Source organism: Amycolatopsis minnesotensis, from assembly GCF_039529815.1.
In the GTDB taxonomy this organism is placed as follows: domain Bacteria; phylum Actinomycetota; class Actinomycetes; order Mycobacteriales; family Pseudonocardiaceae; genus Amycolatopsis; species Amycolatopsis minnesotensis.
Map to the genome: position 1 here is coordinate 1 of NZ_BAAANN010000045.1, position 13,775 is coordinate 13,775.

General features: G+C 72.3%; 16 protein-coding genes. 12 read left to right on the plus strand and 4 right to left on the minus strand.

The annotated features are described in order from the left end of the window. The first annotated feature begins 517 nt into the window (after positions 1-517). Positions 518-802 (plus strand): hypothetical protein, encoded by a 285-nt coding sequence (locus ABD256_RS37805; RefSeq protein WP_344430064.1) that lies wholly within the window; start codon positions 518-520, stop codon positions 800-802. A gap of 1 nt (position 803) precedes the next feature. Here ABD256_RS37805 and ABD256_RS37810 read toward each other — a convergent pair whose 3' ends face one another. After that, on the minus strand, positions 804-2,141 hold the full coding sequence (locus ABD256_RS37810) for a carboxylesterase/lipase family protein (protein ID WP_344430066.1): 1,338 nt from the start codon (positions 2,139-2,141) through the stop codon (positions 804-806). Between the two features lie 21 nt (positions 2,142-2,162). Then, positions 2,163-3,068: an MBL fold metallo-hydrolase gene (locus ABD256_RS37815; protein ID WP_344430068.1), complete on the minus strand. Its 906-nt coding sequence runs from the start codon at positions 3,066-3,068 to the stop codon at positions 2,163-2,165. 133 nt (positions 3,069-3,201) lie between these two features. Between ABD256_RS37815 and ABD256_RS37820 the strand changes: the two genes are divergently transcribed. From ABD256_RS37820 to ABD256_RS37855, 8 genes are all read left to right on the plus strand, one after another. Then, the gene (locus ABD256_RS37820; RefSeq protein WP_344430070.1) at positions 3,202-4,101 is read left to right on the plus strand and encodes a helix-turn-helix domain-containing protein; all 900 of its coding nucleotides are present in this window, start codon (positions 3,202-3,204) and stop codon (positions 4,099-4,101) included. Between the two features lie 129 nt (positions 4,102-4,230). Then, positions 4,231-4,875, plus strand: a complete 645-nt coding sequence (locus ABD256_RS37825) for a prepilin peptidase (protein WP_344430072.1) — start codon at positions 4,231-4,233, stop codon at positions 4,873-4,875. Positions 4,876-4,908: 33 nt separating this feature from the next. Beyond that, a complete protein-coding gene (gene aroC / locus ABD256_RS37830; RefSeq protein ID WP_344430074.1) occupies positions 4,909-6,096 on the plus strand; it encodes a chorismate synthase in 1,188 nt (395 codons plus the stop codon). After that, positions 6,093-6,611, plus strand: a complete 519-nt coding sequence (locus ABD256_RS37835) for a shikimate kinase (protein WP_344430075.1) — start codon at positions 6,093-6,095, stop codon at positions 6,609-6,611. Before aroC ends, ABD256_RS37835 begins: the two co-directional genes overlap by 4 nt. A 28-nt stretch (positions 6,612-6,639) precedes the next feature. After that, positions 6,640-7,746: a 3-dehydroquinate synthase gene (gene aroB, locus ABD256_RS37840; RefSeq protein ID WP_344430078.1), complete on the plus strand. Its 1,107-nt coding sequence runs from the start codon at positions 6,640-6,642 to the stop codon at positions 7,744-7,746. Beyond that, complete coding sequence (aroQ, locus tag ABD256_RS37845; RefSeq protein WP_344430080.1) at positions 7,743-8,180, plus strand: type II 3-dehydroquinate dehydratase; 438 nt, start codon at positions 7,743-7,745, stop codon at positions 8,178-8,180. The genes aroB and aroQ overlap by 4 nt, the downstream gene beginning before the upstream one ends. Next, the gene (locus tag ABD256_RS37850) at positions 8,177-8,713 is read left to right on the plus strand and encodes a GNAT family N-acetyltransferase (RefSeq protein WP_344430082.1); all 537 of its coding nucleotides are present in this window, start codon (positions 8,177-8,179) and stop codon (positions 8,711-8,713) included. Before aroQ ends, ABD256_RS37850 begins: the two co-directional genes overlap by 4 nt. A 112-nt stretch (positions 8,714-8,825) precedes the next feature. Next, complete coding sequence (locus ABD256_RS37855; RefSeq protein ID WP_344430084.1) at positions 8,826-10,373, plus strand: beta-xylosidase; 1,548 nt, start codon at positions 8,826-8,828, stop codon at positions 10,371-10,373. 14 nt (positions 10,374-10,387) lie between these two features. Here ABD256_RS37855 and ABD256_RS37860 read toward each other — a convergent pair whose 3' ends face one another. Further along, positions 10,388-10,849 carry a B-4DMT family transporter gene (locus ABD256_RS37860; RefSeq protein ID WP_344430085.1) on the minus strand — a complete coding sequence of 154 codons (462 nt, stop codon included), beginning with the start codon at positions 10,847-10,849 and terminating at the stop codon, positions 10,388-10,390. 185 nt (positions 10,850-11,034) lie between these two features. Here ABD256_RS37860 and ABD256_RS37865 point away from each other — a divergent pair, with 185 nt between their 5' ends. Genes ABD256_RS37865 through nusB form a run of 3 tightly spaced genes read left to right on the plus strand, consistent with a single transcriptional unit; the run spans position 11,035 to position 13,205 of the window. Beyond that, positions 11,035-12,132 (plus strand): M24 family metallopeptidase, encoded by a 1,098-nt coding sequence (locus ABD256_RS37865; protein ID WP_344430086.1) that lies wholly within the window; start codon positions 11,035-11,037, stop codon positions 12,130-12,132. A gap of 49 nt (positions 12,133-12,181) precedes the next feature. Continuing rightward, the gene (efp, locus tag ABD256_RS37870) at positions 12,182-12,745 is read left to right on the plus strand and encodes an elongation factor P (RefSeq protein ID WP_344430088.1); all 564 of its coding nucleotides are present in this window, start codon (positions 12,182-12,184) and stop codon (positions 12,743-12,745) included. Positions 12,746-12,752: 7 nt separating this feature from the next. Next, a complete protein-coding gene (gene nusB / locus ABD256_RS37875) occupies positions 12,753-13,205 on the plus strand; it encodes a transcription antitermination factor NusB (protein WP_344430090.1) in 453 nt (150 codons plus the stop codon). Between the two features lie 64 nt (positions 13,206-13,269). On the opposite strand, the gene bldD is transcribed toward nusB, so the two are convergent. Further along, entirely contained in the window at positions 13,270-13,758 is a 489-nt protein-coding gene (gene bldD, locus ABD256_RS37880; RefSeq protein ID WP_003096372.1) for a transcriptional regulator BldD, read from the minus strand. Between the last annotated feature and the right edge of the window lie 17 nt (positions 13,759-13,775).

The window sequence follows — 13,775 nt, forward strand, 5'->3', positions numbered from 1 at the left end:
AAGGCGACCTTCACGGACCAAGCCCCCGGGCGGCTCCGCGCTTCCGCCACCCACCTCACCAGAATCAACGCGCACACATCATCACTGTGGCTTTCGAGGACTCACAAGCCCGGAAAGTCGCCGTGATGATGCGCGCGTTGATTCCGGTTCGATGGGGTGCCGAGGCGTGGAGCCGCCGGGGCGCTGAAGGTGACCTTCGGGGAATCTGATGCCGCGTTCTTGGCTCTCGCGATGCGCGTCGTGGCGGCGCTGATGCCCTGAAGGTGCCCTTCGCGGCATCAGATTCCCTCATGGACGCCTTCGGGGCATGCACTCCGGAGTGGGGGCTGACTTCACGGGGGGTCACGTTCGTGGCATGGCGTGGAGTATGGCGCTGCTGATGTCGTGAGGGTGCCTTTTGCGGCGTTAGATTCCCTCAAGGGCGCCTTCGGGGCATGGGCTCTGGAGCGGGGGTTGGCTCCATCAGGGCCACATTCGCGGCACAGCCTGGAGCCAGTCCGGGGAGGACGGCACCGCGATGGCCCCGCTCGGCGAATACCCGGTGCGGGCGGAAGCCCGCGTCACCGACACGCCGGGCGGCGCGCGCGTCGACATGTCGTGCGGCTATCACGGTGGCCGCGCCGGTGACTACCTCCTCGTCGCAGTCGGGCCGGGCGGGCAGGACCAGCAGCTGGCGACGTGGCGAGTGGCCACTGAGGACACCGCCCGCATCTCGGTGGGGACCGCGTTGCACCGCGCGGACATCGCGGCGCTGGAAATCCGGACCCCGGCCGGGAAACCGTTGCTGCGCTGGAATCCCTAGCTCAGCCGCCGAGGACCTCCACGACGGGTCGCTGCGGGGTGTAGGCGGCCCAGCCAGGGTCCCCGGTGCGGGCGAACGCGACCCAGGCGCCGTGCACCCGGGCCGCGAGACCCGCCGGGGCGGGGCCGGGGCCGAGCAGGCCGGTGTCCCCGTGCAGCCGGGGTTCGCCCGCGATGTCGAACACGAAGGGCAGTTCGACGGTGTGGGCGGCGCCGAGCCGTCCGTCCAGCGCCGTCGAGCGGTACCCGAACGAGTAGCGGTGCGTGCGGCCTCCCGAGATCCTCGCGTGGGCTTCCGCCATGCGCGTCGTACCGGTTTCGAACAGGACCTCCCCGAGCGCGGCGGCTTTCGCGGCGGGCTCCGGGCCGCCCTGCGGCACGACGTAGAGGCGTCCCTCTTCGGTGTTGGTGCCGATGAGCAGATCGACATCGCCCGCCGGGCCGTCGGCGAGACCGTCGGCGGGCTGGACCGGCAGGACCAGGCTGAACGGGCTGAGCCCGGCCAGCGGGTCCGTGGCGGTCCCGGTGCGGAGATCGAGTCCGGCCAGTGCGGGCAGGATCTCCAGGAACCGTTCGTCCGTGACCGGGGCGAACGCCTCGGCGGTCGGTTCGACGCCAAGCGCGGCGGCCGCCGCGTCGGTGACCCGCCGCGCCTGCTCCGGGGTGAACGCGCCGGTGCCGTTGCCGCTCTGGACGATCGCTCGCCGGAACAGGCCCTTGGCCTGAGGTGCCGCGAGCAGCGCGCCGACGAGCGTGGCGCCCGCGGACTGGCCGAAGACCGTGACGTTCCCTGGATCGCCGCCGAACGCCGCGACCGTCTCGCGCACCCAGCCGAGCGCGGCGAGCACGTCGAGCAGCCCGCGGTTGGCCGGCGCACCCGCCAGATCGAGGAACCCGGGGATACCGAGGCGGTAGTTCACCGTCACGAGGACGACTTCGTCGCGGGCGAACGCGCTGCCGTCGTAGAGCGCGGCGCGGTTCGAGCCGGTGACGAACCCGCCGCCGTGCACGAAGACCATGACGGGGCGCCTGCCGCCGTCGGCGGCGGGCGTGTGGACATCGACGGTCAGGTACTCCTCGCCGGGCATCCAGCCCGGGCCGAAGTAGGGGATCATGTCGAGCCCGCCGAAGTCGCGGGCAGGCTGGGGAGCCGTCGGCGAGGGCTGCGTGCCGTCACGGGCACCGGACCAGCCGGGGTGCGGGACGGGTGGGGCGAAACGGCCGGCACCGGTCGGCGCCGCCGCGTACGGGACGGCTCGGTAGCGCTCGCCGAATTCGGCGCGAAGGCCGCGCACGGCGCCCGCTGGGGTTTCCACGGCCGGATCTGCTTGCTGGGACACGGAAAACGCTTCCTTCCGGGGTCAGGAGATACGGGAAAGACCGGCCCATTCCCTGATCGCGAACTTCGACCCGTTTCGTTCGACTTCCGCGGCACCTCGGCCGGCGAAATGCGCGGGGAACACGAGCGCGTTGTCCTCGGCGGTGCGGCCGAGCAGCCTGTGCCGGGTGGCCCGTGCCTCGGCAGGGTCCTCGCAGAAGCACGAGTTGGTCCCGGGTTCCACGATCTGCAGCGGGCTGTGCAGCAGGTCTCCGACGAACAGCGCCCGGTCGCCGCCGGACTCCAGGCTGAGCACGGACGAGCCGGGGGTGTGCCCTGGCGCCAGGTCGAGCCGCAGGTTCTTGTCGATCCGGTGCGTCCCGTCCCACAGGTGCGCCCGCCCGGCCTGGTGAACCGGCGTCACGCTGTCCTCGAAGACGTTCTGGTTCCCGCGGCCGAACACGGTCTCGTTTTCGTTGGCGGGGTCCCAGAACTCGAAGTCCCGCCGGGGCATCAGGTACGTGGCGTTCGGGAAGGTCGGCACCCAGGTCCGGCCGTCGAGCCGGGTGTTCCAGCCGACGTGGTCGATGTGCAGGTGGGTGTTGATCACGATGTCGACGTCCTCCGGCCGTACTCCGGCGGCGGCGAGGTTGTCGAGGTAGTTCGTGTCCAGCCGGCTCCACACCGGCGCGTAGGGCCGCTCCTTGTGGTTGCCTACGCCGGTGTCGACCAGGATCGTGCGCCCCTCGCTGCGCAGCAGCCAGGACTGGATCGCCGAACGGCATTCGTCCGCCTCCGCGTCCCAGAAGTCGGGCGCCAGCCAGTGGCGGTGCTCGTCCCACGAGCCGTCGGGGCTGTCCGGGAAGAACTGGCTCGGCGGCATCTCGACCGAGCCGCAGAACTCTTTGACGCGGGTGACGGTGACGTCGCCAAGGGTGAGCTGGTCCATGTGGTCCGTCCTCGGGGTGGGGTGGCTGACTGACACCGAGCCTTGGCGCGCGGACGGGCACGGGCCACTCCCCGGTTGTCCTACCCCGCACAGGGGGTGGCTGGGATCGGGCCGTGGACCGAATACTGGGGTGATGAACGAACCCGGCCCGCTCGGCGACTTCCTCCGTGCCCGGCGGACGCAACTGCGGCCAGAGGACGTCGGCCTGCGCGGCTTCGGGCCCCGCCGCCGGGTGGCCGGGCTCCGGCGCGAGGAACTGGCCCAGCTGGCCGGTGTCAGCGTTTCGTACTACACGCGGCTGGAACAGGGCCTGTCCCGCGGGGCGTCGGCGGAGGTGCTCGACGCGATCGCCCGCGCGCTGCTGCTCGACGGTCACGAGCGCGAGCACCTCGACCGGCTCGCCGGTGCCACCCGCCACTCGCCCCGGGTGCGCCGCCCGCGCCCCGAGAAGCTCGCTGACGAAACGCGCGACCTGCTCCGCGCCGTCGACGGCGTCCCGGCGATCGTGCTCGGCCGCCGCACGGACGTACTGGCGTGGAACACCCTCGGGCACGCCCTGCTGGCCGGTCACCTCGACCTCCTTGGCCCGGACGACCCGGCGCGCCGCCCCAACACGAGCCGGATGCTGTTCCTGGACCCGCACTGCCGGGAGCTGTACGCGAACTGGGAGCGCAAGGCGCGCGCGGTTGTCGGCAACCTGCGCATCGCCGTCGGCAGGCACCCGGAGGACCCGTTGCTCGCGGAGCTGATCGGCGAGCTGACGATGAAGAGCCCGGAGTTCGTCGCGCTGTGGGGGGACCACCGCGTGGCGCCGTGCGACGCCGCGTCCTACGAACTGCGCCATCCCGTCATCGGCGCGGTGACCGTGACGCAGCAGACGCTGTCCATCGCCCGGTCACCGGACCAGGCGCTCATCGTGTGCACGACCCCCGCCGGATCGTCTTCCGAGGAAGCCCTCGCGTTACTCCGGCAGGCGGGCGGAGGCCGGGCGCACGCGGACAGCGCCGGCGTTCCCGAGAAGCCACTCCGATAGGCGCGGACCCCGCCACGATTTCCGGTGGCTCGCCCGTTCGAGTGGTGTGTGCGCCGGTTCCGTACGAAGGGTCGAGTTCGTACGGCCACTTTCTTGCCGCGGTGCCCGAGGCGGGCGAACCTGGGCGGCGTGCAGGGGATCATCGTTCTCGCGTTCGCCGTCGCCGGTGCCGGTATCGGGCTGGCCGCCGCGCTGGTGCTGGCGCGCGCCGGATTCCCGCCGTCGCGCTCGTGGTGCGCGGCCGGCACAGCCGTGCTGTCCGGGCTCGTCGCGTGGCGCTGGGTTTCCGGCGGCTGGCCGTCGTGGTGGCTGCCCACCGCGTGCCTGGTGGCGGTGCTCGCCGTCCCGCTGGTCGTCACCGATCTTCGCGTCCGCCGCCTGCCGGACGTGCTGACGCTGCCCGCTTACCCGCTGGCCGCGGTGGTGCTCGGCCTCGCCGCCGCGTTCGGTCCCGGGGCCGGGCTCGCGGTGCGCGCCGCCGGGGGCGCGATCGTGTTCGGCGGTGCGCACCTCGCGATCAGGGCGCTCTCGCCCGGTTCGCTCGGCGCAGGCGACGTGAAGCTCTCCGGCGCGTTGGGCGGGGTGCTCGGCGCGGCGGGCTGGGCGGCGCTGCCGGTGGCGGCCGTGCTCGCGGCGTTCGTCACCGCGGCGCTGGCCGTCGCGGCGGCGCTGTGCCGGTGGCGTGGCTGGCGCGGCGGCGTTCCGCACGGCCCCGGTCTCGTCGCGGCGGTCTGCCTGGTCACCGCCTGCCCCGCGCTGGGCATGGGCACTTGAACCGCGGAGGTGGTGCCATGACAGGATCGTACGGTGTTGCGCTGGATAACCGCTGGTGAGTCGCACGGGCCCGCGTTGGTCGCCGTGCTGGAGGGCATGGTGGCCGGGGTCGAGGTCACCACTGCCGACGTGAGCGAGCAGCTCGGACGGCGCAGGCTCGGCTTCGGCCGCAGCCCGCGCATGGGTTTCGAGACCGACCAGTTGGAGTTCCTCGGCGGGCTGCGGCACGGCCTGACCCAGGGCGGGCCGGTGGCGATCCAGATCGAGAACGCCGAGTGGCCCAAGTGGGAGAAGGTCATGTCGGCCGATCCGGTGGACAAGGCCGAGCTGGACGGTCTCGCCAGGAACGAGCCGCTGACCCGCCCGCGACCGGGGCACGCCGATCTGCCCGGCATGCAGAAGTACGGCTTCGACGAGGCACGCCCCGTTCTTGAGCGGGCGAGCGCCCGCGAGACGGCGTCGCGGACCGCGCTCGGCACCGTGGCGCGCGCCTACCTCCGGCAGCTCCTCGGGATCGAGGTGCTGAGCCACGTCGTGTCGATCGGCGGCGCGCAGGCGCCGGAAGGCCCGCTCCCGCGCGCTTCGGACCTCGCCGCCATCGACGAGAGCCCGGTGCGCGCGTTCGGCAAGGCGGGCACCGACGCGATGGTCGAGGAGGTCGACGCCGTGCGGAAGGCGGGTGACACCGTCGGCGGCGTGATCGAGGTGATCGCCTACGGGCTCCCGCCCGGCCTCGGCTCGCACGTCCACTGGGACCGCAGGCTCGACGCGAGGCTCGCCGGCGCGCTGATGGGCGTGCAGGCGATGAAGGGCGTCGAGGTCGGCGACGGCTTCACCACCGCGACCCGCTGGGGCAGCAAGGCGCACGACGAGATCGACCGCGGTACCGGGCCGGTCGGCGTCACCAGGCGGTCCAACCGCGCGGGCGGTCTCGAAGGCGGTATCACCAACGGCGAGCCGCTGCGCGTGCGCGTCGCGATGAAGCCGATCTCGACCGTCCCCAAAGCACTGTCCACAATAGACGTCGCGACCGGCGAGCCGGCGGTCGCGATCCACCAGCGCTCCGACGTGTGCGCGGTGCCGAGGGCGGGCGTCGTGCTGGAGTCGGTGGTCGCGCTCGTGCTCGCCGACGCGGCGCTGGAGAAGTTCGGCGGCGACTCGCTCGTCGAAAGCAAGCGCAACGCCGACGCGTACCTGAAGGCGCTGGAGGAGCGGTGGTGAGTCCCCGCGCGGTCGTCGTCGGGCCGCCGGGATCCGGCAAGAGCACGGTCGGCCCGCTGCTCGCCGAGCACCTCGGCGTCGGCTTCCGCGACGCCGACGACGATGTGGTCGCCGCGGAAGGCCGCAGCATCTCGGACATCTTCACCACCCAGGGCGAAGCGGTGTTCCGCACACTCGAAGAGCGGTCGATCGCGACGGCGCTGACCGAGCACGGCGGCGTGCTGTCGCTCGGCGGCGGGGCGGTGCTCTCCGAGGCCACCCGCGCGCGGCTGCACGGGCACGTGGTGGTCTTCCTCAACGTCGGCATGGCGGTCGGCGTCCAGCGCGTCGGCCTGTCCACCGCGCGGCCGCTGCTCGCCGGGGTGAACCCGCGCGCCACCTACAAGGAACTGCTCGACGCCAGGTTGCCGGTGTACCGCGAGGTGGCCACGATCGAGGTGGCCACCGACGACCGCACACCCGCCGAGGTGGTGGCCGCGATCGCCGCCGAGCTGGCCGCGCTGCCAGCAGACTGAACCAGCCGATTCGTTAAGGAGCACGCAGTTGACCGAGCCGGTGCGGATCAAGGTGAACACCGCGAAGCCGTACGACGTGGTGATCGGACGCGGCCTGCTCGGTGACCTCACCGAGGCACTGCGCGCCGCGTCGAAGATCGCGCTGATCCACTCGCCGACGCTGACCACCACCGCGGAGGCGATCCGCGAGGAACTGGAAAAGGCGGGCCTCGACGCGCATCGCGTGGAGATCCCCGACGCCGAGGACGGCAAGGCGCTCACCGTGGCCAGCTTCTGCTGGGAGGTGCTCGGCCGGATCGGGCTCGACCGCGAGGGCGTGGTGGTCGGCCTCGGCGGCGGCGCGGTCACCGATCTCGCCGGTTTCGTCGCGGCGACCTGGATGCGCGGCGTCCGGCTGGTCAACGTGCCCACGACGCTGCTCGGCATGGTGGACGCCGCGGTCGGCGGCAAGACCGGGATCAACACCGAAGCGGGCAAGAACCTCGTCGGCGTCTTCCACGAGCCGTCCGCGGTCCTCGTCGACCTGGCGACGCTGGAAACCCTGCCGCCCAACGAACTCGTCGCCGGGATGGCCGAGGTCGTCAAGACGGGGTTCATCGCCGATCCGGTGATCCTCGACCTCGTCGAGCGGGACTCGGCGGCCGCCGTGGACGCCACCGGGGACGTGCTCGGCGAGCTGGTGCGCCGGTCCGTCCAGGTCAAGGCCGACGTCGTCGCGGCGGACCTGCGCGAGTCGAACCTGCGCGAGATCCTCAACTACGGGCACACCCTCGGCCACGCGATCGAACGGCGCGAGCGCTACCGCTGGCGCCACGGCGCGGCGGTCAGCGTCGGGCTGGTGTTCACCGCCGAGCTGGCACGGCTGGCGGGCCGTCTCGACGACGCGACGGCCGAACGGCACCGCGCGGTGCTCACCCAGCTCGGCCTGCCGACCACCTACGACCCGGACGCGCTGCCGCAGCTGCTGGAGACCATGAAGGGCGACAAGAAGGCCCGCTCCGGGGTCCTGCGGTTCGTCGTGCTCGACGGGCTCGCCAAACCGGGCAGGCTCGAAGGACCGGACCCGGCGCTGCTGGCCGCCGCGTACTCCGCGATCGCCGCCGAGCCCACCTCGGGCGGGAGCGTCCTGCTGTGAAGGCGTTCGTGTTCAACGGCCCGAACCTGGGCAGGCTCGGCAAGCGGGAGCCGTCGGTGTACGGCTCGACGACGCACGCCGATCTCGTGGACCTGTGCCGGCGGACCGGGCGGCAAGAGGGCTTCGAGGTCGAGGTGCGCCAGACCGACCACGAGGGTGAGCTGGTCGGCTGGCTGCACGAGGCTGCCGACGGCGGGCACCCGGTGGTGCTCAACGCCGGGGCGTGGACGCACTACTCGATCGCGGTGCGGGACGCGGCGGCCCAGCTCACCGCGCCGCTGATCGAGCTGCACATCTCGAACGTGCACCGGCGCGAGGAGTTCCGCCACCACAGCGTGCTTTCCGGCATCGCCACCGGTGTGGTCGCTGGCCTCGGCGTCGACGGGTACCGGCTTGCGCTGCGCTGGCTGGGGGAGAACGCTCGCGAGGGGTGAGCGTTCCCGTCCTCCGCACGCCCCGGCTCACCCTGCGCGGCATCGAGCCGTCCGATCTGGACGCGCTCGTCGCCGTCTTCGCGAACCCGGCGATGAGCGAGTTCCTTGCCAGCGACTTCACCGATCCGGCGCAGGTCGCGGAGATGGTCGCGGCGAGGGTCGGATCGGTGGACCCGCCGGGGATGGGGCACTGGGTCTTCGAGTACCAGGGCGTGGTCGCCGGGGTCGGGCACCTGCACCCGTCGAAGGGGCTCCCGGGTGATCTTCCCGAGATCGCCTACTACTTCGACCGCGCGCACGCCGGGCAGCGCCTCGGCGCCGAAGCGGCGGAGGCACTGGTCCGGTACGGCTTTCACACCCTCGGCCTCCGCTCGGTGTGGGCGCTCATCCACGAGTCCAATGTGGCCAGTCGAAACCTGGCCCGCCGCTTGGGTTTCCTGGACGTCGGCGGTGAGATCCACTATGGACGGCCGCATCGGGTGACGGTGGCCTTCCCCGTTCCGCACGGCCGTCCGTCGCCCGCCGGCCGATGACGCACGGCGACAATCGGCACGCCTGTCACTCGACAGGGTTAACGCTCACTACACTGTGCCGCGGCCCGTCGCACGACGGGGCGGTGGGCACGGACGGAGGGCACCGGGCACGATGCGCACGTTCCGTCAACGCCGCGCGCGGCTGCTCGCCGTCGCCGCGGGCGCGGTGCTCGGCGCCACCGCGCTGACGGGCTGCAGCGATTCGGGGGAGCTGCGCGCCGAAGCCGCCGGAACGAGCCCCGGCAGTGGCGGAAGCCTTGGTGGCAGCGGGGAAACCTCGAAGCCCCGGCCGCCCCGGCCGCACGACGTCCCGCTGAACGCCGACGCCGGCCGCGGTGGCGGCGCGGTGGTCGCCGCGGGCGGTCCTGGTGCCCCGTACAACTACGGCCCGTCGGCGATGGCCGACGGGCCGACGACCCGCATGTGGTGGTGCAGCCAGTACCCGTCGGCGATGCCCGCGGGCGACGACATCCTGTACGGAGAGTCACCCAAGGTGGACGGCCCGTTCACCGCGCCGGGTGGTGGCCCGCCGGTGGCGGTGCTGTCCGGGAACCCCGGCCAGTTCGACGGCATGCACACCTGCGACCCGTCGGTGCTCAGGGTGGACGGCACCTACTACCTCTACTACACCGGCGCCGCGGGCGATCACGCGCTCGGGAACTCGGTCGGGCTCGCGACCAGCGCCGACGGGATCACCTGGACGCGGGCGAACGGCGGCAAGCCGATCCTGAACCCCGCGCACGACGTGCACCGCGACAACAACTACGGCTCCGGGCAGCCATCGGTGGTGTACCTCGGCGGCTGGTTCTACCTGATGTTCACCGACACCACGGGCCGCGCGGCGGGCTGGAACGGGGCGGGCCAGTTCCTGCTGCGGTCGAAGGACCCCGCGTTCGCCAGCGGCGTGGAGGCACTGGGGGAGAAGGGGTTCGCGGCGGCGGCCACGACCTCGGCGCAGCGCACCAGGTCGCTCGTCGACGCGTTCAGCGCGGACCTGATGTGGGTCGAGGCGCTCGACGCGTTCGTCATCGCGCACGAGACCAGCGGCGGCACCACGCTCACGTTCTGGGACCGCGACTTCACGGCGAACCCGTTCCGCCCGGTGACCGTGCCCGGTGCGTGGCAGGAGGGGCCGGGGCTGGTCCGCGCGCCGGACGGCCACGCGCCGCTGTCGCAGGCCGACCCGTGCGGCAGGGTGCCGTTCGACGTGGTCCGCGCGACCGTGATCGGCGGGGCGAACGCGCCGACGGACCTGCGGCACTTCGGCATCGACGTGCACGGCGTCCGCGCGTGCACCGACCCCGGCCGCACGCTCGCCGTGCTGGACGGGTTCGCGATGCCCTCGCCCGATCGCACGATGGACCTGGTCATCGCGGGCCGGGTGCTCCGGGTCGACCGCCGTTCGGTCGCCGAGCGGCTGGCGACCACGCTGGGCCCGCGGCGCCTCCCCGTGCTGGACGGCCTGCCGGTGGCCGCGCGGCTGGGAGGCCAGGCGCCCGCGGTCAGGACACCGGACGGCAGGACCGGGTTCGTGCTCGCGGACGGGACGCTGTGGCGCGTGCGCCCCGGCTCGGTCGCCGAGGTGAACGGCTCACCGGTGGAAACCGTCACCGACGAGCGGTGGCGGTCCTACCCGGCCGGTGCGTCACTGGGCCGCTGACCGGGTAGTGCCGGTCAAGCTGCCGGACCCGGCTTCGCCTTCGGCCCCGGCGACGGCTTCGGGCGCTCGGGCTCCCGTTCGCCGGGCGCCTTGCCGATCCGGCCGCCGACGAACAGGCCGAGCCCGGCGGGGACGAGCACGAGCAGCGCGGTGAACGCGAACGTGCCGAGGAACTCGTCGAAGAAGGTGCCGATCCCGGTCTGGTCCACGAACACGGCCCTGCCGATGGTCGACAGGATCGGCGCGACGACACCGGCGAGCAGCGCACCGGCGAACCAGGTGCGGCCGGGGTCGCGGTGCCGCAGCCAGCCGTCGAGCGCGCTCCACAGCGCGGCGGCGCCGACGAGCAGCGCGATCGTGACGACCCGTGTCGTGATCGTGTCGGTCGGCGAGTTCACGGCGACCTTGGCCAGCAGAGTGGCGGCGACGGCATGGAGCACACCCATCCCGGTCCCGCGAAGCAACCATGGCGGCATCGAGCCACTGTATCCCCCCAATTCGTCTTCGCCAGTGGCTGGCTTGGGTGGCGGTGCCGGTCGGCGGCCCACTCAAGCGGCTCCGCCGCTGGCAAAAAATAGCTGCGGCCACGCAGCCAAGGGCGGCGGTGGAGCGGGCGGCTCACCCGGCTGGGGAGCGCGGGTGCTGGCGATAGGGTGGGCGGGTGCCTGAGACCCATGCGCACCGACGCGAAGCCCTCCGTGCCCTGATCACCGCCGCCGACCTCGACGCGCTGCTGGTCACCGACCTCCTCAACATCCGCTACCTGACCGGGTTCACCGGCTCGAACGCCGCGCTGCTGGTGTCCGCGGCCGGTGAGTCCGGGACGGTGTTCTGCACCGACGGGCGCTACACCGCCCAGTCGGCCACCGAGGTGCCCGATCTCGAACGCGTGCTGGAGCGGGCGAGCGCCGCCGCGCTGGCCAAGCACGGCAGCGCGAACGCGGAGGCGTTCCGCCGCACCGGTTTCGAGAGCCAGCACGTCAGCGTGGAGGCGCACGAGTCGTTGCGCGGCCTCGCCGAAGGCATCGAACTGCGCCGCGCGCCCGGACTGGTGGAGCGGCTGCGCCTGGTCAAGGACGCCGCCGAGATCGAGGCGCTGCGCATGGCCTGCGCGGCCGCCGACCGCGCGCTCGCCGACCTCGTCGAGCACGGCGGGCTCCGCCCCGGCCGCACCGAGCGCGAGGTCGCCCGCGAACTCGAGGGCCGCATGCTCGACCACGGCTCGTCGGGCCCGTCGTTCGAAACGATCGTCGCCGCGGGCGCCCATTCCGCGATCCCGCACCACCAGCCGACCGGCTCGGTGCTCGCGCCGGGCGACTTCGTCAAGCTCGACTTCGGCGCCACGGTCGACGGCTACCACTCGGACATGACCCGCACGCTGGTGCTCGGCGCGCCGGCGGACTGGCAGCGGGAGGTCTACGAGCTGGTGTACGCCGCGCAGGCCGCGGGCTGCGCGGCGGTGCTGCCGGGGATCGAGGTCAGCCAGGTGGACGCGGCCGCGCGCGGCGTGATCGAGCGCGCGGGGCACGGGGACGAGTTTTCCCACGGCCTCGGGCACGGCGTCGGCCTCGAGGTGCACGAGGCGCCCAGCCTGGCCGCGACCGGCGCCGGTACACTGTCCGCCGGTATGGCGGTCACCGTCGAGCCCGGCGTCTATCTAGCCGGACGGGGTGGCGTGCGCATCGAGGACACGCTGGTCGTGCGGGACGGTGGTCCCGAACTCCTCACCTTGAGCAGCAAAGAACTCGTGGTCGTCTGAGGGCGGCCCGCAGAGACAAGCAAAGACGAGCACAGGAGAACCGAACCCCGTGGCCACCACCAACGACCTGAAGAACGGCCTGGTACTGAACCTCGACGGCCAGCTCTGGTCCGTCGTGAACTTCCAGCACGTCAAGCCGGGCAAGGGCGGCGCGTTCGTGCGCACCACCCTGAAGCACGTGCTTTCCGGCAAGGTCGTCGACAAGACGTTCAACGCGGGCACGAAGGTCGAGACGGCCACCGTGGACCGCAGGACCATGACCTACCTGTACAACGACGGTTCGGACTACGTGTTCATGGACTCCGACACCTACGACCAGATCACGGTGCCGCCCGAGGTCGTCGGCGAGGGCGCGGGCTACCTGCTGGAGAACACCGAGGTCCAGGTCGCGGTGCACGAGGGCACCCCGCTCTACGTCGAGCTGCCGACCTCGGTCGAACTGGTCATCGAGCACACCGACCCCGGCCTGCAGGGCGACCGCTCCACCGGCGGCACCAAGCCCGCGAAGCTGGAGACCGGCGCCGAGATCCAGGTCCCGCTGTTCGTGAGCACCGGCGAGAAGGTCAAGGTCGACACCAGGGACGGCCGGTACCTCGGCCGTGTCTCCGGCTGAGGCGCGGATGACATCCGGAGGTTCGGCGAAGCGCGGCGGCCCGATCGGCCGCCGCGCCTCGCGCAAGCGCGCGGTGGAAATCCTCTACGAGGCCGCGCAACGCTCGGCCGACGCGGTGACCCTGGTCGCCGACCGGGTCGGCGCGATCGAGGTGGACCCGATCGCCGATCACACCATCGCGCTGGTGGAGGGCGTCACGGCGCAGCGGGAGCGGATCGACGAGCTGCTCGCGGAGCACTCACAGGGCTGGACGCTGGACCGGATGCCGCCGGTGGACCTCGCGGTGCTGCGGGTCGGCGTCTACGAGCTGCTGTGGGCGGCGGACGTGCCGGACCCGGTGGCGATCGACGAGGCCGTCGGGCTGGCGAAGGAACTGTCCACTGACGACTCCCCGCGCTTCGTCAACGGCGTGCTGGGCCGGATCGGCAATATCGCCGACCGCCTTCGCGCGGTGCTCTGACGCGGGATTTCCCCTACCTCAAGAGAAGGCCCTCCCCCAAGTGCCTTCTCTTGAGGGGATGGCATCAGTCTTCTTTGGACGGACGGGCTTCCGGCGGCAGCACGCCCCAGTCGATGAGCTGCTCGGTGAGCTCGCCGGGGGTCATGTCGTAGATGATCGCCAGTGACCGCAGGTCCTCGGTCCTGATGGAGAGCACCTTGCCGTTGTAGTCCCCGCGCTGGCTCTGGATGGTGGCCGCGTAGCGGGCCAGCGGGCCGACCTTCTCCGCGGGCAGCTGCTGGAGCCGCTCCAGGTTGATCACGATCTTCGTGGCGGGCTCCGCACCGGACGGGACGCGGCCCTCCGGGAGCAGCTCGACGACCGGCACGCCGTAGAAATCGGCCAGCTCGGCCAGTTTCTGGACGGTTACCGCGCGGTCGCCCCGTTCGTACGAGCCGACGACAACGGCCTTCCAGCGCCCGCCGGACTTCTGTTCGACCCCGTGCAGGGAGAGGCCCTGCTGCTGGCGGATGCCGCGGAGCTTGGCCCCGAGCGCCTTGGCGTAATCGCCCATCTGGTGGTTCTCCGTTT

Excerpts from the sequence above, each read along its gene's own strand:
- ABD256_RS37805 (WP_344430064.1), top strand. The coding sequence starts at position 518 with ATGGCCCCGCTCGGCGAATACCCGGTGCGGGCGGAAGCCCGCGTCACC.
- ABD256_RS37815 (WP_344430068.1), bottom strand. The coding sequence starts at position 3,068 with ATGGACCAGCTCACCCTTGGCGACGTCACCGTCACCCGCGTCAAAGAG.
- ABD256_RS37820 (WP_344430070.1), top strand. The coding sequence starts at position 3,202 with ATGAACGAACCCGGCCCGCTCGGCGACTTCCTCCGTGCCCGGCGGACG.
- ABD256_RS37855 (WP_344430084.1), top strand. The coding sequence starts at position 8,826 with ATGCGCACGTTCCGTCAACGCCGCGCGCGGCTGCTCGCCGTCGCCGCG.
- ABD256_RS37860 (WP_344430085.1), bottom strand. The coding sequence starts at position 10,849 with ATGCCGCCATGGTTGCTTCGCGGGACCGGGATGGGTGTGCTCCATGCC.
- nusB (WP_344430090.1), top strand. The coding sequence starts at position 12,753 with ATGACATCCGGAGGTTCGGCGAAGCGCGGCGGCCCGATCGGCCGCCGC.
- bldD (WP_003096372.1), bottom strand. The coding sequence starts at position 13,758 with ATGGGCGATTACGCCAAGGCGCTCGGGGCCAAGCTCCGCGGCATCCGC.